Raw genomic sequence first — 22,596 nt, forward strand, 5'->3', positions numbered from 1 at the left:
CGGCGAGACGCGTGCGGGTGACGGCTTGGATGAGGCGGTGCACGGAGACCCGTCCGGTTGCGGGGGAGGTGATGAGGCTGAATGCACGGAGTTCGCCGAGAGCGCGCAGGCGGGTGAGTTCGTCGGTGAGCAGTGGGTGCAACAGCGGTGCGAGACCGTCGGGCAGGGTGATCGTGTCGGGGTTGGCGGACAGGAGCAGGCTGACGGGAATGGCATCGGGGGCGAGAAAGGCGAACACGTTCAGCAGCGCGGCGGCGGTGGGTGGGAGCCGGTCCATGGCCAGCTGCCAGGTTGTGGCCACGGTGTGCGGGTAGTCGGTGGGGGGTTCTTCCTGGTGCAGCTCGGCGGCTCGGTCCCGGTAGAGGCGCAGGTAGGTGGCGAGGTCGATGCCCTTGGCGCGGACGAACGACGCGGCTTGGGCCAGCGCCAGCGGCAGGCGGCCGAGTTCGCGCGCCAATGTGTCGGCGGTGTCCCGGTCCGGGTCGGCGGAGAGGCGGGTGAGGAGGTCGACTGCCGCGGAGAGGCTCAGCGGCGTGATCGGCATGACTCCGTCGAGGGAGGGCCAGTGACCGGCCTGGCTGGTGATCAGCACGTGGCCGTGGCCAGAGGCGGGGATCAGTCCACTGGCGGCGGTGGCGTCGGGGACGTTGTCCAACACCAGTAACCAGGGATCGGTCCGGCGGGACAGCAGCGACAACGCCGCGGAGCGGGCGTCGGGGATGTCGCGGGCCTGCTGGCCGGGCGGGAGCAGGAACGGCAGCAGGTCGCGGAACTCCGCGTCGACGGCGGCGGGGTCTTCGGCGCGCACCCACCAGATCACCCGGTAGTCGTCGCGGTGTCGTTGGGCGTAGGCGCGGGCCAGGCTGGTTTTGCCGACACCACCCATCCCGGACAGCACCCGCACGACCGGCGGGCTACCCGCGCACAGCTCGCCGCGCAGCCGGGCCAACTCGTCCTCGCGACCGACCACTGTGGACAGACCGGCGATCTGCGGGGAGACGACACGCGCGGAGGGATCGGGCGGCGCGGTTCCCTGGTAGATCGAGACCGAGCCGGCCTGGGCGATGGTGGTGCCGGACGCGGGTGGCCCTGCGGCCGCGCCGGCTACGAAGGGTCCTCGCGGGTCATAGAGACCGAGCCGCCGGTGACGCCGCCGATCGCGATGCCGCCGCCGGTGGCGTTCACTCCGCCGGAGATGGCGACACCCTGCGGCCCGGCCGTCGGACCACCCGCCGCCTGGACCGCCGCGTCCAGTTGAGTGGCGAAAGCCTTGTCGGTGTCGACGGCTTCTTCGAGGGCGAGGCGGACCCGGGCCTGGGTGCGGGTGCTGGCTTCGCCGTTGTCGACGACCTCACCTTCGAGGACCTTCAGCGCGGGCTCGTCGTGCAGCTTGCCGGCCACCAGGTCGTGCACCTTCTCCAGCCCGGCATCCAGCGCCTCGTCGACCTTTTTGTCAACTTGTTCTCCGACGTGCTTGGCGCGGCGGGCGAACCAGCCGATCAGCATGCCCACCACGACTTCCAGCCCGGTCACCAGGTCCTCCCCGCAACGCTTTGTGCCGTAGATCGGTCACGGTACCCACATTGTTGCGGGCACAAAGGGGCGGCGGCCTTGGTGCGCGACTACGGGGTGAAATGCCTTGAAGGTGACCTTCGGGTCGTTGAGCGTCCTGAAGGTCACCTTCAGGGCACTCTTCGTCGATCTATACCACGAGGCCGACGCCGGCGTAGCCGAGCCAGCGGGCGGGGCTGTCGGACTCGACGGTGTGCTGGCGGTCGGGTCGCCACTCGTCCATCAGTGTGACGCCGGGTGAGACCAGTTCGAGGCCGTCGAGCCAGCGGGTGAGGGTGGCGTGGTCGCGGGAGTAGAGGTGCTCGCCGGTGCTGCGGTAGATCTGGACCATGGTGTCGACCTGGCCGCGGGTGACCGGGTCGGCCTGGTCGTGGGCGAGGTGGGAGACGGCGAGGTAGCTGCCGGGCGCGAGGGTGTCGCGGTAGGCGGCGACCAGGCCGGCGGGGTCCTCGTCGTCCGGGATGAACACCAGCACGCCGCCCATGAGCACGCCGACCGGTTGGGAGAGATCGAGCAGCTCGGTGACCCGCGGGTCGCCGAAAATGGCTGCCGGCTTGCGCACGTCGGCCTGCACGATGGCCGTGCCGGGCGTGTCGGCGAGAATGCGCTGGCCGTGGGCGACCGCGATGGGCTCGTTGTCGATGTACACCACGCGGGCGGCGGGGTTCGCCGACTGCGCGACCTCGTGGGTGTTCTCGTTGGTGGGGATTCCCGAGCCGATGTCGATGAACTGCGAGACGCCCGATTCAACCATGAACCGCACCACGCGGCGCACGAAACCGCGGTTGGACCGGGCCAGCATGGTCATGCAGGGCAGCACGCCGCACACCTTGTCGGCCTGCGCGCGGTCGGCGGTGAAATTGAACGAGCCGCCGAGGAAGTAGTCGTACATCCGGGCCAGGTTCGGCAATTCCGTATTGATCTGCATGCCGGGTGTCTGCCCGGCGGCGAGGGGTTCGGGTAGCGCTGTCATGACAGAGCCTTTCGAAAAGGAGGCGGCGCCCGAAGAGGGTTCCGGGCGCCGCCGTTGTGAAGAGAGGGTCACGCTGCCCTGGGCGCTGCCGTGGGCGGCTGGGCCACCACCACCGGGGCGACCGGAGCGGCGGCGGCCTTGGCGCGGGCCTTGTCCACGAAGTGGAGGCCCCAGAGGAAGCCACCGCGGACCGCGCAGACGGCGGCCGTGGCGAAGAACAGGCCGTAGGCGATGTGCGCCACCATCAGGAAGCCGTAGACGGTGGCGACGCCGGCGCCGAACGCGAACTGCGGCCACGGCTTGGACGGGCTGGTGCCCGGGTCGGTCACCATGTAGTTGGTGTAGAGCACGAACGCGATGCCGGTGCCCATGGCGAGGGCGCCGGGGATCGCGGTGTCGAACAGCCAACCGCGGACGAACGCCTGGAGCACGAAGAAGCTCAGCCAGCCGGCGATCAGGTACATGCGCTCGGTCAGCATGGCGTTCAGCACCGTGCCGGAGACCACGATGATTCCGACGATGAACCAGCTCCAGAAGTCGTTGATGTATTCACTGAAGTGGTACGGCGGCGCGATGCTGATCCACGACGGGAACAGCACCAGCACGGCGGCCAGACCCAGGTTGGACGGGTTCATGTAGTGCCGCATCCTGCCCTTGACCGGCGCCTGCAGCACCCACTTCGCGCTCACCGCGAGCATGATGCCGAAGACCATGACCCACACCCGGTCGCTGACGTAGATCAGCATGTTGAACGCCAGCGACGTGATGTGCGCCGGGTACAGGAACTCCATCACGCCCTTGGCGCCGTTGCCGAGGAACCGGGGAGACCGGCCCTGCGCCCACGCCCCGAGCAGCTCCAGCACGATCTCCGTGGTGTAACCGGTGGCGACCGCGATGAACGGGTAGATCCACGGCTGCTCGAAGCCGAGCACGGTGAACCCGACGATGTTGAAGACGGTGATCGAGATCGCGAACCGGCGGAGCGCGATGATCACTTTCGGGTTGTGCCGCGGAGCCGCGGCAACTGCTGGTGTGGTCACTTGGTCATCTCCTTGGCCTGGCCACCGAGCTCGACGCAGTGCCGGCCGGCGCTGAGCTGCAGATCCTGCTGGTGCGTTTGGCCCTTGCTGTCCCGCCACGCCAGGTGGACCGACACCGGACCGGACACGTTTCCGAGTCCGACGTGGACCTCGTGGCTGCGCTTGCCGGAGTGGCCGCTGCCGCCGTCGACGCGGTTGACGAACTTTCGGCCGTCCGGCGTGGTCACGGTCACCTCGGTGCCGGTCGCCGGCGAGCCGGGCGCACCCAGCGAGCCCTCGGCGGCATGCGCCATCGAGCCTTCAGTGATCAACTGCAGGTCGAGGGACGAGCCGGGGGACGGGCTTTCGTTGTGGTAGAACACCGGCTCGGCGTACTGCCGGGCCACCGCGAAGTCGAGCAGGCCGTCACCGTCGACGTCGGCGGGGGCGATGCCGCGGGTCGGGACCGGGATGGCCAGGCCCAGCTGCGGCGCGATGTCGGCGTAGCGACCCGACGGGCTCTTGGCGAAGAAGTGCAGCGTCTGGCTGCCACCGATGTCGTCGCCGGCCTTGGCGTTGGGCCAGAAGTACGGGTTGGGCACCAGCGCGTCGTTGGACGTGGCCAGCTCCTGCAGCTGCGGCCAGCGGTTGACCTCACCCTTGACGAACCCGGTCGCCTGCGCGATCACGTTCTCGCCGCTGTTGTTGAAGTCGTCGATCTTGACGTCCCAACCCCAGCCGGACCACGCGGTGCTGACCTCGGCGCTGACGTCCTTGTACGGCGCCTCGCCCTCGTTGAACTGGGCCCGCAGGTCGGCCTGGTCCTTCGCGGTCGACATGAACTGGAAGTTGCTCTCCTGGATGCCCCACGGCACGGTGATGTTGCTGACGAACATGTCGTACAGCCCGTCGTGGTTCAGGTCGCCGAAGTCGACGCCCATGCCCTTGAACGAGTCGTGCCCGACCCGCCGGGACTTCGGCACGTCCGGCGTGCGCGAGGTGGCCACCTCGGCGAACTTGACGTGACCCGGCGTGGACTGGTTGTACAGCAACCGGTCGTAGCCGAAGTCGTTGGCGATGTACAGCTCGGGCAGCAGGTCGCCGTCCAGGTCGGTGGCCGAGGAGCCGAGCGTCCAGCCGTAGTTGCTGTCGCCGGGAAGGGCGTTGTCCAGCAACGTGAAGTTCGCGGTCGTGGCGGAGAAGTCCTTAGACAGCAGGATGTACTTCTTGCCGCTGTTGAGTGCGTGCGACATCGAGTGGTTCATCGTGACGCCGCCGGTCTTGCTGTCGTCCAGCACCGGGCTGCCGTCGGGGAAGTAGTTGCCGATGAAGATGTCCTGGTGCCCGTCACCGTCGAAGTCGCCGACCGTGGCGGAGTTGGTGTTCCACACCGTGCCGGTGTACTTGCCGTTCGTGGAGTTGTTGCCGGGCACCAGCTCCACCGGGATGAACGCGTCCGCGCTCAGCTTTGAGACGTTCTGCTTCTGCAGGTAGACGATCGGAGTGCGGCCCCACAGGTACTCCAGCACGTCGATCCGGCCGTCCTCGTTGAAGTCGCCCGGCACGCAGCCCATCGGCGCCATCACGTCGTTCATCGGCAGCGGTGCGGGGTTGAGGTTGAACGGCGCGTACCGGTCGCCCCCCTTGCCCGGTGCCGGCGTGATGGCGACCTCGTCGGTGCGGGTGTCCACCAGGCAGATGTCGTTGGACAGACCGTCGCCGTCGAAGTCGTTCATCGCGATGGCCGCTCCGACCGAGGAGATCCAGGCGCTGATGTGCTCGTAGTCCTTGTTCACCCGGCGGATCTGCTGTTGCTTGTTCGCCGCGGGGAGCGCGATGGTCAGTGGCGTGAACTTGTACTTGCTGGCCATCGTGTTCTGTTCCTCGGCGGAGACCGAGGGCAGGCTGACGACGAAGTAACCACCCACAACCAGCACGACGGCGACGACCCCGGGCAGGTGCCTGCGCAGCCAACCTAATGTCGCGGTCATTGCTTACACCTCCCAATACAATTCAATGGCCGCCGCGTTGAGAGCTGCGGCGGTAGCATTCGGTTTCAAGACGCGCCGTTTCGACGCGCGCCAGCCAGTGCCCAACGCGGTCTCCGTGGAGTTAGATCGGCAAATTCCTTCGAATGCTGACACCTTCGGAGAACCCAGGCATCTTCCGGCGTGCCGACACCGGAGCCGCTGGTCAGGGGAGCGCACGTCAAGAGTGGTCGGGCCGCTGCGGGCTGATGCACCCTGGCCTGAGGCAACTTCCCCTTATTTCGGCATGTGTATTCTGACCTAGAGGGTGTGGGCGTGTGAGCAGGGAGCGGATAGCCATTGTCGGTATCGGGCTGCGTTACCCCGACGCAGGTTCTCCCGAAGAGCTATGGGAAAACGTGCTGGCCGGCCGCCGTGCGTTCCGGCGGCTTCCGGACGAGCGGATGAACCAGGCCGACTACTACTCGGAGGACCCCCACGCACCGGACCGCTTCTACTCGAAGAAGGCGGCGGTGCTGCGCGACTTCGAGTTCGACCGGGTGAAGCACCGGATCTCCGGCAGGACCTTCCGGTCCACGGACATGACGCACTGGCTAGCGTTGCAGGTGGCCTCGGAGGCGCTGGCCGACGCCGGCTTCCCGGACGGCGAGGGCCTGCCCAAGGAGAACACGGGCGTGGTCCTGGGCAACACCCTGACCGGTGAGTTCTCCCGGGCCAACGTGATCCGCCTGCGCTGGCCGTACGTGCGCCGCACGGTGGCCGCCGCGCTGACCGCGAAGGGTATGCCGGAGGCCGAGCTCAACGCGTTTCTGCGGGACCTCGAGCCACAGTACAAGTCCGCGTTCCCGCCGATCGACGAGGACACGCTGGCCGGCGGTCTGGCGAACACGATCGCCGGCCGGATCTGCAACTACTTCGACCTGCACGGCGGCGGGTACACGGTGGACGGTGCGTGCTCGTCGTCGCTGCTGTCCATCGCCAACTCCTGCAAGGCGTTGTCGGACGGCGACATCGACGTGGCGCTGGCCGGTGGCGTGGACCTGTCCATCGACCCGTTCGAGGTCATCGGCTTCGCCAAGACCGGCGCGCTGGCCAAGGGCGAGATGAAGGTCTACGACAAGGGCTCCAACGGGTTCTGGCCCGGTGAGGGCTCCGGCATCGTGGTGCTGATGCGCGAGGAGGACGCGATCGCGCGGGACCGCCGCATCTACGCCACGATCACCGGCTGGGGCATCTCCTCGGACGGCAAGGGCGGCCTGACCCGCCCGGAGGCCGCCGGCCACCGGCAGGCGCTGGCCCAGGCGTACGGGAAGGCCGGCTACGGCGTGGAGACCGTGTCCTACTTCGAGGGTCACGGCACCGGCACCGCGGTCGGCGACGCCACCGAGCTCGAGGCGCTGGACTCGGCCCGCCGGATGGCCGACCCGACCGCGAAGCCGGCGGCGCTGTCCACCATCAAGGGGAACTTCGGGCACAGCAAGGCGGCCGCCGGCATCGCCGGGTTGATCAAGGCCGCGCTTTCCGTGCACCACCAGGTGATCCCGCCGAGCACCGGGCACTACGACCCGCACCCCACGCTGCTCGAGGACGACGCCAAGCTGTACGTGCCCAAGGAGGCCGGACTCTTCCCCGAGCGCCTGCCGATCCGCTCCGGTGTCTCGTCCATGGGCTTCGGCGGCATCAACACGCACATCGCGCTGGAGCAGGCCCCCGGCCAGCGGCGCCGCACCGAGCTGGGCAAGCGGGTGGAGACGCTGGTGTCCAGCCGGCAGGATGTCGAGCTGTTCCTGCTCGACGCGCGCAGCGTCGCCGAGCTCCGCGAGCGGATCACCGAGCTGCTCGCGCTGATTCCGAAGGTGTCCTACGCCGAGCTCGGGGACGTGGCCGGGGCGCTGGCCAAGGACCTGACCGGCCGGCCGTTCCGCGCGGCCGTGGTCGCCGGCAGCCAGGAGGACGCCGAGCGCAAGTTCACCCGTCTGCTCACCGAGCTGGACGCCGGCAGCACCAGCCTGTTCGCGCCCGCCGACGGGGTTTTCCTCGAGTACAGCCCGGACCGGCCGCGGATCGCGTTCCTGTTCCCCGGCCAGGGTTCCGGGCGCGGCACGGTGGGCGCCATCCGCAAGCGGTTCGCCGCCGCGGAGAACGTGTTCCGCTCGGCCGCGGTGCCGACCGGCGGCGACCAGGTCGCCACCGAGGTGGCGCAGCCGCGGATCGTCGCCGGCTCGCTCGCCGCGCTGCGGGTGCTGCACCTGCTCGGCGTCGACGCGGACGTGGCGGTCGGGCACAGCCTCGGCGAGCTGTCGGCGCTGGCCTGGGCCGGCGCGCTGGGCGGCGAGGCGCTGCTGCGGCTGGCCGCGGTCCGCGGTCAGGTGATGGCCACGGCCAGCCAGGCCGGTGGCGCGATGGCGGGCCTGGCCACCGACCCGGACCGGGTGCGGCAGCTGGCCGACGGCATGGGCGTGGTGATCGCCGGGTTCAACGGCCCGGAGCAGACCGTGATCGCCGGCTCGGTCGACGCGGTGGACCGGGTGATCGCCAAGGCCCGCGCCGAGGGCCTGCAGGCGACCCGGATCAACGTCTCGCACGCGTTCCACTCGCCGCTGGTGAAGCCGGCCGCGGACGCGATGGCCGAGCGGCTGGCCGAGTTCACGTTCACCCGGCCGGACCGGACCGTCGTGTCCACTGTGTCCGGTGACGTGCTGGACCCCGGGACGGACCTGCGGCAGCTGCTGCGCGAGCAGATCGTGAAGCCGGTGCGCTTCCAGGAGGCGGCGGAGAAGGCCGTCGCGGACGCCGACCTGGTGCTGGAGGTCGGGCCCGGCCGGGTGCTGTCCGGTCTGGTCTCCCAGATCGCGCCGGAGAAGCGGATCCTGGCCGTCGACACCGACAACTCCTCGCTCGGCTCGCTGTTCGGTGCCCTGGGCGCCGCGTTCGCGCTGGGCGCGTCCGTGGAGGCCGCGGCGCTGTTCGCCGACCGCGTGGTGAAGCCGATCCCGCTGGACGGCTCGTTCACGTTCCTGTCCAGCCCGTGTGAGGCGGCCCCGAACATCGAGGCCGGCCGGCACGCGGTGGAGGGCGAGGAGACCGCGGCGACCGAATCGTCCACTCAGGACAGCGCGGCCGCGGACGGCGAGTCGTCCGGTGTGTCCACGTTGGACCTGCTGCGCAAGCTCGCCGCCGAGCGGGTCGAGCTGCCGCTGGAGGCGGTGCTGCCGGAGACGCACCCGCTGGACGACCTGCACCTGAGCTCGATCACGGTCGGCCAGATCGTCAACGACGTCACCCGCGAGCTGGGCCGCCCGGCGCTATCCGCCACGACCAACTTCGCCACCGTGACGCTGGGCGAGCTGGCCGCGCTGATCGACGACCTGGACGACACCGCGCTGGACGGCGGCGGGCCCCGCGAGGTTCCCGGGGTGTCGCCGTGGGTCCGGCCGTTCTCGGTGGACTACGTGCCGGCCCGCGCCCCGCGGGTGAGCACCGGCGTCGGACCGGCCGGCACCTGGTCGCTGTTCGCCCCGTCCGGGCACCCGCTGGCCGAGTTGCTGGAGGTGGCGCTGTCCGAGGCCGGGATCGGCGACGGCGTGCTGCTGTGCCTGCCGGAGTCCGGTGAGGAGCACGTGGAGTTGCTCCTGGCGGCGGCGAAGGCCGCGGCCGACGGCGCGCCGGGCACCCGGTTCGTTGCGGTGCAACGGGAATTGGGTGCCTCGGGTCTGGCCAGGACCTTGCACCTGGAGCATCCGACCGTGCCGGTGACCGTGGTGGAGCTGCCGGACGTGGCGCCGGCCGACGCCGAGGCCGTCAAGGCGGCGGTCAGCCGGGTGGTCACCGAGGCGGCGGCCACCACCGCGTTCACCGAGGTCCGCTACACCAACGACGGCACCCGCACGGTGCCGGTGTGGCAGGTGCTGCCGGAGTTCACGCCGGAGCCGGGCCAGACCCCGCTCACCGCCGCGGACGTGCTCGTGGTCACCGGTGGCGGCAAGGGCATCACCGCCGAGTGCGCGCTGGCGATTGCGCAGGACTCGGGCGCCGCCCTGGGCCTGATCGGCCGGGCCGACCCGGCCGCGGACGAGGAGCTCTCGGCGAACCTGGAGCGGTTCGCGGCGGCCGGCGTGCGGTTCCGCTACGAACGCGCGGACGTCACCTCGGCCCCGGCGATCGCCACGGCCGTCGAGGCGATCCAGGCCGAGCTGGGCACGGTCACCGCGATCCTGCACGGCGCCGGGCGCAACGAGCCGAGCGCGCTGGTCTCCCTTGGCGCCGAACAGTTCGAGCAGACCCTGGCGCCGAAGGTCACCGGCCTGAAAGCCGTGCTGGAGGCGGTGGACGAGGACAAGATCAAGCTGCTGATCACGTTCGGCAGCATCATCGGCCGGGCCGGGCTGCGCGGTGAGGCGCACTACTCCACCGCCAACGACTGGATGACCGAACTGACCGTGAAGTTCGAGCGCGAGCACCCCGGAGCACGGGGGATCGCGATGGAGTGGTCGGTCTGGTCCGGCGCCGGCATGGGCGAGAAGCTCGGCGTGGTCGAGGCACTGCAGCGGGAGGGCATCACGGCGATCTCGCTGGAGAACGGCCTCGCGGTGCTGCGCCGGGTGCTGGCCGACCCGTCGGCCGGACCGGTGCTGGTGATCAGCGGGCGCTCCGGCGGCCTGCCGACGATCACCATGCCGGCGCCCGAGCTGCCGCTGACCCGGTTCCTGGACCGCGTGCTGGTGCACTACCCGGGTGTCGAGCTGATCACCGAGGCGGAACTGTCCGCGGGCAACGACCCGTACCTGTCCGACCACCTGCACCAGGGCGACCTGCTGTTCCCGGCGGTGATCGGCATGGAGGCGATGACCCAGGTCGCGTCCGCGCTGACCGGCCGGACCGGTGCCCCGACGCTGGAGGACGCGGAGTTCCTGCGTCCGGTCGTGACCCGGCCGGGCCAGAGCATCACGATCCGGGTGGCCGCGCAGGTGAAGGACGCCGACTCGGTCTCGGTCGTGATCCGCGCCGAGGACACCGGGTTCAGCGCCGACCACTTCCGCGCCACGCTGCGTCTGCCCCGACCGTCTCTTGAGGACAGTGGGCCGGACCGCGACCTGCTGGCGCTGCCGCAGGTTCCGACCGACCCGGTCAGCGAGCTGTACGGCGGGACCATGTTCCAGGGCAAGCGGTTCCAGCAGCTGTCCGCCTACCGCCGGGCGAGCGCCCGGCACGCGGTGGCGGAGCTGGCGACCGGCTCGGCGCACCAGTGGTTCGCCGCGTACCTGCCGCAGGAGCAGCTGCTGGCCAACCCGGGCACCCGCGACGCGGTCATGCACTCCATCCAGTGCTGCGTCCCGGACGCCACGCTGCTGCCGCTCGGCGTCGAGAAGCTGTACCTGACCGAGGCTTCCGAGCTGGACGCCGAGTTCGTGGTCATGGACGCCCGCGAGCGGTTCCAGGACGGCGACAGCTACACCTACGACATCGACGTCCGGACCCCGGCCGGCGAGCTGGTGGAGCGGTGGCAGGGCCTGACCCTGCGGGCGGTGGCCAAGAAGGACGTCGGCGGGCCGTGGGTGCCGTCGATGCTGTCCGGCTACGTCGAGCGGGCGCTGGAGCGGGTGCTCGGCGGCAGCCGGGCGGTCGTGATCGAGCCCGACCCGGTCGGTGACTCGGCGGCGGACCGCCGGACACAGACCGAGGTCGCGGTCGGCCGTGCGGTCGGGCTGCCCACCACGGTGCGGCACCGGCCGGACGGCAAGCCCGAGATCGACGGCGCTTCGGTGTCCGCCTCGCACGGCGCGGGCGTCACGCTGGCCGTGGTCGGCACCGGGCGCCTGGGCTGCGACGTGGAAACCGTGCTGCCACGCGACACGGAGACCTGGGACGGTCTGCTCGGCGCCGACCTGGTGCCGGTGCGCGACCTGGTCGCCACCGAGACCGGGGATTCCCTTGATGTGGCGGGAACCAGGGTGTGGAGCGCGCTGGAGTGCCTGCGCAAGACCGGTGCCACCAGCCAGGCACTGACCGTCGAGCGGTCCGAGCCGGACGGCTGGGTCCTGCTTTCCGCGGGCGACGCCAAGATCGCCACGTGGGTTACCACGCTGAACGATGTACCCGAGCCGGTGGTCTTCGCCGTCTTGTCGGGAGAGGAGTACTGAGGTGACCGGATACTACGAGATCCGTCACACGGTGGGCTTCGAGGAGACCAACCTCGTTGGCAACGTCTACTACGTGAACTACCTGCGCTGGCAGGGCCGGTGCCGCGAGATGTTCCTGCGGGAGAAGGCACCCTCGGTCCTGGAGGACCTGCGCGACGATCTGAAGCTGTTCACGCTCAAGGCCGAGTGCGAGTTCTTCTCCGAGATCACCGCGTTCGACGACCTTTCGGTGCGGATGCGCCTGGAGGAGCTGACCCAGACGCAGATTCAGTTCACGTTCGACTACGTCAAGCTCGCCGACGGCTACGAGCAGCTGGTGGCCAGCGGGCGGCAGCGGATCGCGTGCATGCGCGGGCCGAACACGGCCACCGTGCCGTCCCGGGTGCCGGAGGACCTGAAGCGGGCACTCGAGCCGTACAGCAAGCAGATCACCGCGTCGGTGGCGCAGCGGATGGGAGGTTCAGGTGTCTGACCGGCCGGTGCACCTGGTGTCCGGTGACGGCGAGCCGCGTGGGGTCAGCGGGGACTTGCTGCGGGACGTCATGTCCCAGTTCGCGTCCGGGATCACCGTGCTCACCACCGGTGGTGAGCAGGTTGCGGGCATGACCGCGAACGCGTTCAGCTCGGTCTCGCTGGACCCGCCGCTGGTGCTGTGCTGCGTGGTGCGCACCGCGCGGCTGCACGACACCATCCCGCTCGCCGGGCACTTCGGAGTGTCCATTTTGGGCGCTGAGCAGGAGGGTGTCGCGCGGTACTTCGCGAACAAGAAGCGGCCGAGCGGAGCCGCCCAGTTCGACGAGGTGGACTGGTTCGCCGGGCGGCACACCGGTGCGCCGCTGCTGGCGGGTTCGCTTGCGTGGCTGGAATGTGAGCTGGCCGGGGCGTTCGACGGCGGCGACCACTCGATCTACCTCGGCCGGGTGCTGGACGCCGGTTGGAGCTCCGGGCCGGCGCTGCTGTTCTTCGGCAGCGGCTTCCACCGGTCGTTCCCGTCGGCTCGCAGTGCCTAGGCGACATGGGACGCCCTTTGTCGCGGTTTCCTTCGGAGGTTTTCGTGCTGGTAAGCGTGACGGGTGGGACCGGGTTCGTCGGCGGGCACTCGGTCGCCGCGATCATCGCGGCCGGGCACCGGGTTCGGCTGCTCGCCCGCGATGAGTCCACTGTAGAGCGTGCGCTTACGCCGCTGGGCGTGTCGCCGGGCGCGGTGGACGTGGTAGGCGGCGACGTGCTCGACGAGATACGGGTGGACCGTCTGATGCGCGGCGCCGACGCCGCGATCCACCTGGCGTCGGTGTACTCCTTCGACAGCCGGCAGAAACGGGTCATGCGGCGGACCAACGAGCGCGGCACCGAGGTCGTGCTGGCCGCCGCCCGGCGGTCCGGCGCGGGGCCGATCGTGTACGTGTCCACGGTCGGCGCCCTGTTCCCGGCGCGGGTGATCAACGAGACGTCGCCGGTGGGGCGGCCGCGGGAGACGTACCTGGCCAGCAAGGCGGCCGCGGAAGCGGTCGCCCGGCGGCACCAGGAGGAGGGCGCGCCGGTGGTGATCAGCTACCCGCCGGCGCTGCTTGGCCCGCACGACCCGAAGCTGGGCGACCAGACTCTCCGGCTGCGCAACACGCTGCGCGGCCTGATGCCGATCTGGCCGCTGGGCGGGTTCCCGCTCGGCGACGTGCGCGACACGGCGTCGCTGCACGCGTCGCTGCTGGACAGTTCCGCGCCGGGCCGGCACTTCGGGCCCGGCCACTATGTGTCCACAAGGGACTATTTACGCGCGGTGCGCCAGGTGACCGGGCGGGCGCTGCCCGCGGTGTACCTCCCGGCCTGGTCGGTCGTGCCCGTCGGCCTGTTCACCAACCTGGTGCAGCACGTGTGGCCGTGGAAGATTCCCGCGGAATACGGCGCGATCTACACCGCGGCATGCCGAACCCGGGTGGACGAGACCGCCAGCACCAACGGGATCCCGGCGCGGCCGCTGCCGGAGACGGTCACCGACACCGTGCGCTGGCTGCACGCCGAGGAGCTGATCTCCGAGCGGGCGGCCGGTACGGCGATCCGCGAGGCGGTGCCGGCATGAAGCTTGCGAATGCCGGCGCGAGGGAGTTGGCCGACCGTGACGAGGATCGGCCGAGGAACGTCGGCATGAAGCTTGCGAATGCCGGGCGAGGGAGTTGGCCGACCGAGGGTAGGCCGAGGAACGTCGGCATGGAGCTTGCGGAATGCCGGGCGAGGGAGTTGGCCCACCGCGACGAGGGTAGGCCGAGGAACGAGGTCTGCCCGAGGAGTGGTCTGGTGACCCACCTGCTGAGGCGACCCAAGACCATGGTCAACATTCCCGAGCTGGACAGTGAGGTCTGCCCGAGGAGCGGTGCGGCGACCCACCACCCGAGGCGACCCAAGACGGAGGCCACCATTACCGAGCTGAAAGGCACGGCGTCGTGAGTACCACACCGGAACCGGTGGAGGAGCGCGTTCCCCGGCTGGCACTGGCCAGTGTGGACAGCCCGCTGCCGGACGAGGCGCCGAAGCCCGCCGGGCCGCGCAAGCGGTCCATGCGGATGCTGCGCGCGCAGCTGGACGGGTTGCGCGAGCAGGTGCTTGCCGGCGACCGCAAGGCCGTGGAGCGGCAGCGCGCGCTCGGCAAGCACATTGCGCGCGAGCGCCTCGCCATGCTGCTGGACGACGGCTCGTTCATCGAGATCGACATGTACCGCCGGCACCAGGCGTCCGGGCTCAAGATCGGCGAGAACAAGCCGTACACGGACGGCGTGATCGCCGGCTCCGGCACGATCGACGGGCGCCGGGTCTTCGTCTACGCCCAGGACTTCACCATCTTCGGCGGCTCGCTGGGCGCGGCGCACGCGGCCAAGATCCACAAGGTGATGGACCTGGCGCTGGAGGCCGGCGCCCCGCTGATCGGGCTGAACGACAGCGGCGGCGCCCGAATCCAGGAGGGCGTGCTGGCGCTGGACGGCTACGGCGGCATCTTCCGCCGGCACGTGGCCGCCTCCGGCGTCATCCCGCAGATCAGCATCGTGCTCGGCCCGTGTGCCGGCGGCGCGGCGTACTCCCCGGCGCTGACCGACTTCACGTTCATGGTCCGGGACATCGCGCAGATGTACCTCACCGGTCCGGACGTGGTCGCCGCGGTGACCGGCGAGCAGGTCAGCCACGCCGAGTTGGGCGGCGCCGACGTGCACGGCAGCCGCTCCGGCGTCGCCACGTTCGTCCACGACGACGAGGAGGGTTGCTTCGCCGACGTGCGGTACCTGGTTTCCCTGCTGCCGTCGAACAATCTCGAGCCCGCGCCGAGCTTTCCCTCGCGCGGCGCGGAGTTCGACGAGCGCCCGGACCTCGCCGGAATGGTGCCGGCCGAACCCAACCAGCCCTACGACATGCTCTCGGTCATCGCCGAGATCGTCGACGACGGCGACTACATCGAGGTGCACGCGCTGTGGGCGCGCAACATCATCTGCGCGCTGGGCCGCATCGACGGCCGCGTCGTGGGCGTCGTCGGCAACCAGCCCTTGGCCTTCGCCGGCGTGCTCGACATCGACGCCTCCCAGAAGGCGGCCCGGTTCGTGCGGTTCTGCGACGCGTTCAGCATCCCGCTGGTGACCCTGGTCGACGTCCCGGGCTTCCTGCCCGGGACCGGCCAGGAGTACGGCGGCGCCATCCGGCACGGTGCCAAACTGCTGTACGCCTACTGCGAAGCCACCGTGCCGCGCATCCAGATCATTATCCGCAAGGCCTACGGCGGCGCGTACATCGTGATGGACTCCCGGTCGGTCGGCTGCGACTTGTCGCTGGCCTGGCCCACCAACGAGATCGCCGTCATGGGCGCCGAGGGCGCGGTCAACGTGCTGTTCCGCAAGGATCTGGCGGCCGCGGCCGACCCGGCGGGGCTGCGCGCCGAGCTGATCGATACGTACTCGGAAAATCTCATGCACCCGCTCTATGCCGCTGAACGGGGTCTGGTCGACGACATCATCGACCCAGCGAAGACGCGTTCGGCCATTGCCCGCGGGCTGGCGATGCTCGGCAAGAAACGGCGGCTGTCCCCGCAGCGCAAACACGGCAACGCACCGATGTGATCGCGCACGCCGAAAGAAGGCTTCTGGCTGCGCAACCACGGCACACGTCCACTGTGGACCGACCGTGGCGAAGGCGTCCTTCTTCACGCTCACGGTGACCAACGACGCCTTCGTCGCATCGTGAATTCGATTCCACGCCCGCCGGCCAGGGCCCTGGCCGGCGGGCGAACCCTGTTACCCATCACATTGACCGTCTTTCCGGACACGTGCACTGAGCAACGTGGGAGACGTGCATGAATGTGTTCCATGCCAGAGTTGTCGGCGTAACCGGTGGAGAATCGGCTCGCACAGGACCCCAGAGTCGAGCGGATCTACCCATAATCACCTGTCCTGCGATCGTATCGAGGAGTACAGATGACGATCATCGCTGCGGCATCGCGGCCTGATCTTGTCCGCCGGGCGACGGATCTGGTCGACCTGATCCGGAAGCACGCCGCATGGCAAGAGGAGAACCGCACCCTGCACGAGGAAGTCCTGCAGGGAATCGCCGACGCCGAGCTGCTGAAGATGCGGCGTCCGGCTCGGTACGGGGGCAGTGAGGCGGACGTGCGCACCGTGGTCGACGTGGTCGCCGAGCTCGCGCGCGGCGATGGCTCCACGGGCTGGAGCGTCGCCACGATGACGCTGGGTTCCTGGCGGGCCGGGCTGTTCCCGGACGAGGTGCAGGACGAGATCTTCGCCGACCCCGACGTCCGGCTCTGCGGCAGCGTCAGCCCGACCGGGTTCCTCACACCGACCGACGGCGGTTACATCCTCAACGGCGAGTGGCAGTTCATCACCGGCGCGCCGCATGCCAAGTGGATCATCCAGTCCGTCCTGCTGGCCACCGAGGACGGCAACTACGTGCCGGCCGCGGCCGCCGTTCCGATGTCGGACGTGACGATCATCGACGACTGGCGCACCTCGGGCATGCGCGCCACGAGCAGCGTGAGCACCGCGGTGAAGGACCTCTTCGTGCCCGCGGCGCGCGTCCTGCCGATGCTCCCCGTGCTGCTGGAAGGCCAGCACCAGTCGGCGCAGAACGCCGACCACCAGGTGTGGAAGACCCCGTTCATGCCCCTGGCTTCCGCGGTGGGCGTGGCGCCCCTGCTGGGTATGGCCCGGGCCGCGCAGGATGCCTTCTTCGAGCGGCTGCCCGACCGGAGGATCACCTACACCAGTTACGAGCGCCAGATCGACGCGCCGCTGACCCACCTCCAGGTCGCCGAGGCCGCCGTGAAGATCGACGAGGCCGAGTTCCACGTACACCGCGTGGCCGATTGCCTGGACAGCAAGGCCGGCGCCGGTGAGTGGTGGAACCTGCAGGAGCGGGTCGTCGCCCGGATGGACGCGGGGGCGGCCACCCAGCTGGTCACGGAGGCCGTGGGCGTGCTCAACGGCGCCAGCGGCGCCTCCTCGGTCTACTCCCACGTGCCGATCCAGCGCATCGTGCGGGACGTCGATGCGCTCGGCCTGAACGCGGCCCTGGTCCCGAGCACGAACCTCGAACTCTACGGACGCGTGCTGGTCGGCCTGGAGCCCAACACGCAGTTCCTCTGATACCCCGCCCGGTGCCGTAACTGTCAATGATCTTATCGAGGAGCAAAAACAAATGTCGAAATTCGAGACACCGACGCGGGGTGAGCTGGTCGGGCGGGCGGCGGATCTGGTCGACCTGATCCGCAAGCACGCCCCGTGGCAGGAGGAGAACCGGGTCCTGCACGACGAGGTCGTCCAGGGAGTTGTCGACGCCGGTCTGTTCCGGTTGCGGGCGCCGAGGCACTACGGAGGCTACGAGTCGGACACCGCCACGGTGTGCGGCGTGATCGCCGAACTGGCCCGCGGCGACGGCTCCGTCGCCTGGTGCGCGAACACGTGGACGCTCGGTTCCTGGATGGTCGGGCTGTTCCCGGACGAGGTGCAGGACGAGATCTCCGCCGACCAGGACGCGCGGATCGGCAACAGCATCAGCCCGAACGGGGTCGCCGTTCCGACCGACGGCGGTGTGATCCTGAACGGCAAGTGGCCGTTCAGCACCGGCGTCCAGCAGAGCGGGTGGTTCGCCCACTCCGCCGTGCAGGCCGTGGACGAGAACACCTTCGTGCCGGTTCTGATCGCCGTTCCGGCGGCGGATCTGATCATCGTCGACGACTGGCACACCGTGGGCATGCGGGGCACGGGCAGCGTGTCGACCGTGGCGAAGGACCTCTTCGTCCCCCAGGCGCGCGTCCTGCCGATGCTTCCCCTGATCATGGAGGGCAAGCACCAGTCGGAGCGCAACGCCGGCTCCGTGCTGTGGAAGGGCCCCTTCTCGCCGTCCGCGGCCGCGCCGGCCAGTGCGGTGTCGCTCGGCCTCGCCCGGGCCGCGTGGGACAGCTTCCTCGAGCGGTTGCCGAACCGGAAGATCACCTACACCAACTACGAGAAGCAGGTCGAGGCGCCGCTGACCCACCTCGAGGTGGCCGAGGCCGCGGTGAAGATCGACGAGGCCGAGTTCCACGTGCGGCGCGGGGCCGAGCGCCTGGACGGCAAGAACGCGTCCGGCGAGCCGTGGACGCTGGAAGAGCGGGCTCTCGCGCGCATGGACATGGGCGCGGCCACCCTGCGGGCCAAGGAAGCCGTGGATGTTCTCAACAACGCCAGCGGCGGCTCCTCCATCTACTCGCACGTGCCGCTGCAGCGGATCGAGCGGGACATCCAGGTGGTCAGCCTGCACGGGGTCCTGCACCCGGCCACGAACTTCGAGCTCTACGGGCGCGTGCTGTGCGGCTTGGAGCCCAATACGCATCTGATCTAGGAACTGCCGGAACGTGATGGAAGCGCCTTTTCGCACGCTGGGCGCGCGGAAGGACGCTTCCATCATCTTTCCAGGGGAACAATGAGGTTTTCCAGGTTGGGTGGTACAGGGTTTCATGTGCAGAACATGAAAAACTCATATTGCCCCGGCCCGGGGCGGTTCCGTACTTTTAGCTTGGCGCCTTGGTCGTTCAGCGGCTCGGGCCATATACGTCAGGTCGGCCCACCCAACTGGGCTGGCAGCACGCTATGCAACAAAGGAAGGCTTGGACATGAGTACCCAGCAGACGGCGGTGAGTCAGGGTAGGGCGAATCTTGTCTTGGCCACGCTGTTCTTAGGAATGTTTGTGCTGGGAACCGCCGAACTGCTCGTGGTCGGCGTGCTGGATCTGATCGCGGGTGATCTGCGGGTGTCGATTCCCGCCGCTGGCACTCTGGTCACTGCTGCTGCGCTGGCTTTGGCTTTGGGTGGCCCGATCCTGACCGTGCTGACGTTGAGGTTGAACAAGCGGACGATTCTGATCGGCGCGTTGGTGTTGTTCATCTTGGGTAACCTGGTCCCGGTGCTCACTGACAGTTATGGCCTGTTCCTGGCTGCTCGTATCGTTACCGGCGCTTTGCAGGGGTTGTTCATCGCGACCGGGTTTGTCACCGGTATCTCTGTGGTGCCTCCGGAGAAGATGGGTCGCGCGATTTCTGCGGTGTTCTCCGGTGTCGCGGTCTCGGCTGCCCTGGGTGTTCCCCTGGGCACGCTGCTTGGTCAGGCTGTCGGGTGGCGTGGCGCGTTCGTGGCCGTCATCATCCTGTCGGTGATCGTGTTGGTGGCTACTATCGCTTTTGCTCCCTCGCTGGCTCCCGCTGGGGGCAGCGCCGGTAATCAGGCCAAGTACGCTTTCGCTCCCCGGGTGTTGGCGGTGCTGGCGCTGAACTTCGCGGTGTTCGCCTCGTTGTATGCCGCGTTGACCTACATTGTGCCGTTCTTGCAGGACGTCACCGGTATTTCCGGTGCGGCCATCAGCATCTTCCTGCTCGTCTACGGTGTCTCCACGGTCATCGGCTCGGGTGCTGGTGGCCGCTTTGCCGACAAGAACGCCAAGGCCACCCTGATTGTGGCCACCTTCGGCACCGCGGCAGCCCTGTTGGTGCTGTATCTGGGCGGCGCCCTGGCCTTCCTGGTCGCCGTGGCCATCCTGGCCTGGGGACTGTTCGCCATGGGCATGGTTCCGTCTCTGCAGTACCGGGTCATCATGCTGGCCGGTCCCGGCGGCGCACTGGCTCAGTCCCTGCCCGCCTCGGCCGCCAACATCGGCATCGCCTTCGGCTCGTTCATCGGCGGCGTGGCCATCGGTGGCGGCAATGCCAAGGCCACCGTGATCACCGGCTTCATCATCGCCGTCGTCAGCGGCATCATCGCCTGGATCACCAGCTACCTCAAACCACCGGTGATCAAGGACGTCCCTCAGCCCCAAACCGACGTCACGCCCGATGCCGAAGCTGCATAACAGAAGTACTTTCCTCTCGTGCCTGCCCCGGCAGCACGACAGCCAATGGCTCCGGCCTCTGGCGCGCCTCGCGCCAGAGCCGGAGCTGTCTGGCGAGTTCGACCCGAAGAAATCCATGACTTGGAGGACAAAATCATGAGCGACCTGTCCGGCGGGACCACCATCGTCGTCGGCGCCAGCCGCGGCCTGGGCCACGGGATCGCCATCGCCTTCGCCCAGGCTGGCGCCCCCGTGGTCGCTGTGTCCCGCACCGCGGCGGAGTTCCCCGACTTTCCCGGCGGTTCCGGCTCCATCCGGTCCGAGCTCGCCGACGGGGGCGAGGCCGCCGTGCCGGCCCGCCTCATCGACCGCTACGACCCGCGGACCATCATCCTGGTGGGTGGCGCGACCCCGCAGATGCGCCCGCTGCACGAGCAGACCTGGGAGACGTTCTCGATCCACTGGGAGAGCGACGTCCGTATCGCGTTCCACTGGCTGCGCGAGGCTTTGCTCAAGCCGCTGGCGCCGGGCAGCAAGGTCATCACGGTCAGCAGCGGCGCCGCGCTCGGCGCCGGCGGCTCACCGCTCAGCGGAGGCTACGTCGGCGCCAAGGCCACCCAGCGCTTCATCACCGGCTACGCCCAGTTCGACTCCGACCGCGCCGGCCTGGACATCACCTTCAGCACGATATTCCCCAAGTTCGCTCCGACGACCGGCGTCGGCCGGGCGGCCATCCCGGTGTACGCGGCCGCGTCCGGCCTGTCGGAGGAGGAGTTCCTCCGGCCACAGGGCCCGCTGGTCACGCCCGAGATCGCCGGCAAGGCCCTGGTCGAACTGGCCCAGGCGAACGCCGCCGCCGTCGCCCCCGCCTACCTGCTCAACGGCACCGGGCTGCACGAGATCTGACCGTCCACACAAGCCACGCCCGATTCCGCCGCCAGCGGAATCGGGCGTGTTTGCTGTGCCGCCTGGGTCGGCCGGGTGGTCAGTCAGGACGGAAGTTGCACCGACTGGCGGTGCCGGAAGAAGTTGCGCGGGTCGTAGGTCTTCTTCACCGCTTGGAGCCGAGGATAGTTGTCCTTGTAGTACAGGTCGTGCCAGCTCGACGAGGACCTGTTGAACGTGGGATCGTTGAGATCGGCGTCCGGATAGTTGACGTAGCACCCGTCTGTCACGGTGTTCGGCACCGGCACACCACCGGTTTCCGCAAACGTTTCCTGGTAAGCTTCCCTGCCCCACGCGATGTTCTGGGCGTCGTCGGCGGGATTGAGCCACTGAGCCGACCATTCCACCTTGTATGCCGCGTCGCGATGCGGTATGGCGGTGGCTGACTGGGCGACGGCGTTCGTCAAGCCCCCGTACGGGCTGAGCATGATGTTGATGTTCGGGTTGCTGATGTCCGTACGGATCAGGTGTTTGTACATCGCCGCGAGGTGCGTCCGCGTGAAAGCGCCGATCATGAAGGCGGACTTGTAATCGGCGCGCAGCGTCGGGTCGGTGAGCAGCGGGTTGGTGGTGCCGGTCAACTTGACGAATTGTAGCCATGGGAGTGTGCGCTGAGAGGTGACCACCGGTGCGACCACGCCGTTGTACATGTAGGCGAGGTAGTCGTCCATTATCCGCTGGGCATCTCGCGCACCGGCATCCACCATACTGAGCATGAGGATCTGGCCGTTCGACTTGTGATATGCCTGTATCACGCTACACAGGAAGCGGTTGGAGCTGCTCGCAGACTTGTTCGCGATGTGCCAGTCGGCGTAGTTCTGGCTGAGCCGGGCGAAATCGGCCTCGCCCACCTGATTCCAGTCCCACACCGTGACATTGAACAACGCCTGGGCAGGCGGCCTGGGCAGCAGACCGCGGGGGTCCGTGCCGGTGACGCCCGGCGAGCGGAAGAAGTACCGCGTGACGACGCCGAAGTTTCCTCCGCCGCCTCCGGTGTGTGCCCACCACAGCTCGCGGTTGGGATCAGAGGCCTCCCGGGTGGCGACGACCGTGCTGACGTTGCCCGACGCACTCACGACCACCACCTCCACCGCGTACAGGTGATCGACGATCAGACCATTGCGGCGAACCAGCCAGCCCCAACCGCCGCCGGCGACATGGCCGCCGACGCCCACGGAGTAGATGACACCGCCGGGTGCGGTCACGCCCCAGGTCTGGTAGAGCTTCTCGTAGAGATCCAGCAGAATCGCCCCGGACTCGACGGCGATCGCGTTGAGCCTCGGCTCGTAGTAGATCCTGTTCATGTTGGTCAGGTCGATGATCTTCTTGACTTCGGAGTTGTAGACGAAGTCCTCGAAACAGTGCCCGCCGCTCCTCACGGTCAGCCTGCTTCCACTGCGGACGGCACTGCTGACGATCGGGGCTATCTGTGCCGGGTCGTCCACCACATAGACGGAATCAGGGGCCGCGACCCACCGCGGGTTCAGCGCCTGTACCAGGTCCGGATACTGCTGGTCGCCGGGATTGACCACGGCGGCCTGGCCCTGCAACGCCGACGCGCTGGTGCCGGCGGCGTCCGCCAAGCCGGCTGGGAACAAGGGGCCTGCGA

The 22,596-nt window shown here is 68.9% G+C and carries 16 protein-coding genes; 10 read left to right on the forward strand and 6 right to left on the reverse strand.

The annotated features are described in order from the left end of the window. From VGR06_RS41090 to VGR06_RS41110, 5 genes are all read right to left on the reverse strand, one after another. On the reverse strand, nucleotides 1-970 hold a 970-nt coding region (locus VGR06_RS41090), incomplete at its 3' end, for an ATP-binding protein (RefSeq protein WP_327564666.1). 134 nt (nucleotides 971-1,104) lie between these two features. Continuing rightward, complete coding sequence (locus VGR06_RS41095; protein WP_327564667.1) at nucleotides 1,105-1,533, reverse strand: hypothetical protein; 429 nt, start codon at nucleotides 1,531-1,533, stop codon at nucleotides 1,105-1,107. A 169-nt stretch (nucleotides 1,534-1,702) separates the two neighbouring features. Beyond that, complete coding sequence (locus VGR06_RS41100; protein WP_327564668.1) at nucleotides 1,703-2,545, reverse strand: SAM-dependent methyltransferase; 843 nt, start codon at nucleotides 2,543-2,545, stop codon at nucleotides 1,703-1,705. Between the two features lie 68 nt (nucleotides 2,546-2,613). Then, nucleotides 2,614-3,585, reverse strand: coding sequence for an enediyne biosynthesis protein (locus VGR06_RS41105; RefSeq protein WP_327564669.1), 972 nt, complete (start codon nucleotides 3,583-3,585; stop codon nucleotides 2,614-2,616). Then, entirely contained in the window at nucleotides 3,582-5,555 is a 1,974-nt protein-coding gene (locus VGR06_RS41110; RefSeq protein ID WP_327564670.1) for a CRTAC1 family protein, read from the reverse strand. The genes VGR06_RS41105 and VGR06_RS41110 overlap by 4 nt, the downstream gene beginning before the upstream one ends. A gap of 314 nt (nucleotides 5,556-5,869) precedes the next feature. On the opposite strand from VGR06_RS41110, the gene VGR06_RS41115 reads away from it, so the two are divergent. From VGR06_RS41115 to VGR06_RS41160, 10 genes are all read left to right on the forward strand, one after another. After that, complete coding sequence (locus VGR06_RS41115; RefSeq protein ID WP_327564671.1) at nucleotides 5,870-11,692, forward strand: type I polyketide synthase; 5,823 nt, start codon at nucleotides 5,870-5,872, stop codon at nucleotides 11,690-11,692. Nucleotide 11,693: 1 nt separating this feature from the next. Continuing rightward, on the forward strand, nucleotides 11,694-12,164 hold the full coding sequence (locus tag VGR06_RS41120) for an acyl-CoA thioesterase (protein WP_327564672.1): 471 nt from the start codon (nucleotides 11,694-11,696) through the stop codon (nucleotides 12,162-12,164). Beyond that, nucleotides 12,157-12,702: a flavin reductase family protein gene (locus VGR06_RS41125; protein WP_327564673.1), complete on the forward strand. Its 546-nt coding sequence runs from the start codon at nucleotides 12,157-12,159 to the stop codon at nucleotides 12,700-12,702. Before VGR06_RS41120 ends, VGR06_RS41125 begins: the two co-directional genes overlap by 8 nt. Before the next feature lie 56 nt (nucleotides 12,703-12,758). Beyond that, nucleotides 12,759-13,769 carry an NAD-dependent epimerase/dehydratase family protein gene (locus tag VGR06_RS41130; RefSeq protein WP_327564674.1) on the forward strand — a complete coding sequence of 337 codons (1,011 nt, stop codon included), beginning with the start codon at nucleotides 12,759-12,761 and terminating at the stop codon, nucleotides 13,767-13,769. Further along, nucleotides 13,766-14,134 (forward strand): hypothetical protein, encoded by a 369-nt coding sequence (locus VGR06_RS41135; RefSeq protein WP_327564675.1) that lies wholly within the window; start codon nucleotides 13,766-13,768, stop codon nucleotides 14,132-14,134. The genes VGR06_RS41130 and VGR06_RS41135 overlap by 4 nt, the downstream gene beginning before the upstream one ends. A gap of 110 nt (nucleotides 14,135-14,244) precedes the next feature. Then, nucleotides 14,245-15,786 (forward strand): acyl-CoA carboxylase subunit beta, encoded by a 1,542-nt coding sequence (locus VGR06_RS41140; RefSeq protein ID WP_414637443.1) that lies wholly within the window; start codon nucleotides 14,245-14,247, stop codon nucleotides 15,784-15,786. Nucleotides 15,787-16,140: 354 nt separating this feature from the next. Continuing rightward, nucleotides 16,141-17,325: an acyl-CoA dehydrogenase family protein gene (locus VGR06_RS41145; protein WP_327564676.1), complete on the forward strand. Its 1,185-nt coding sequence runs from the start codon at nucleotides 16,141-16,143 to the stop codon at nucleotides 17,323-17,325. 52 nt (nucleotides 17,326-17,377) lie between these two features. Beyond that, nucleotides 17,378-18,562, forward strand: coding sequence for an acyl-CoA dehydrogenase family protein (locus VGR06_RS41150; RefSeq protein ID WP_327564677.1), 1,185 nt, complete (start codon nucleotides 17,378-17,380; stop codon nucleotides 18,560-18,562). Between the two features lie 271 nt (nucleotides 18,563-18,833). Beyond that, complete coding sequence (locus VGR06_RS41155; RefSeq protein ID WP_327564678.1) at nucleotides 18,834-20,063, forward strand: MFS transporter; 1,230 nt, start codon at nucleotides 18,834-18,836, stop codon at nucleotides 20,061-20,063. Between the two features lie 135 nt (nucleotides 20,064-20,198). Further along, entirely contained in the window at nucleotides 20,199-20,948 is a 750-nt protein-coding gene (locus VGR06_RS41160; protein ID WP_327564679.1) for an SDR family oxidoreductase, read from the forward strand. 83 nt (nucleotides 20,949-21,031) lie between these two features. On the opposite strand, the gene VGR06_RS41165 is transcribed toward VGR06_RS41160, so the two are convergent. Next, nucleotides 21,032-22,570, reverse strand: coding sequence for an FAD-dependent oxidoreductase (locus tag VGR06_RS41165; RefSeq protein ID WP_327564680.1), 1,539 nt, complete (start codon nucleotides 22,568-22,570; stop codon nucleotides 21,032-21,034). Nucleotides 22,571-22,596: the final 26 nt, after the last annotated feature.

Source organism: Actinophytocola sp., assembly GCF_036002505.1.
Taxonomy (GTDB): domain Bacteria; phylum Actinomycetota; class Actinomycetes; order Mycobacteriales; family Pseudonocardiaceae; genus DASYTH01.

Excerpts from the sequence above, each read along its gene's own strand:
- VGR06_RS41100 (WP_327564668.1), bottom strand. The coding sequence starts at position 2,545 with ATGACAGCGCTACCCGAACCCCTCGCCGCCGGGCAGACACCCGGCATG.
- VGR06_RS41110 (WP_327564670.1), bottom strand. The coding sequence starts at position 5,555 with ATGACCGCGACATTAGGTTGGCTGCGCAGGCACCTGCCCGGGGTCGTC.
- VGR06_RS41135 (WP_327564675.1), top strand. The coding sequence starts at position 13,766 with ATGAAGCTTGCGAATGCCGGCGCGAGGGAGTTGGCCGACCGTGACGAG.
- VGR06_RS41140 (WP_414637443.1), top strand. The coding sequence starts at position 14,245 with ATGCGGATGCTGCGCGCGCAGCTGGACGGGTTGCGCGAGCAGGTGCTT.
- VGR06_RS41145 (WP_327564676.1), top strand. The coding sequence starts at position 16,141 with ATGACGATCATCGCTGCGGCATCGCGGCCTGATCTTGTCCGCCGGGCG.
- VGR06_RS41150 (WP_327564677.1), top strand. The coding sequence starts at position 17,378 with ATGTCGAAATTCGAGACACCGACGCGGGGTGAGCTGGTCGGGCGGGCG.
- VGR06_RS41155 (WP_327564678.1), top strand. The coding sequence starts at position 18,834 with ATGAGTACCCAGCAGACGGCGGTGAGTCAGGGTAGGGCGAATCTTGTC.
- VGR06_RS41160 (WP_327564679.1), top strand. The coding sequence starts at position 20,199 with ATGAGCGACCTGTCCGGCGGGACCACCATCGTCGTCGGCGCCAGCCGC.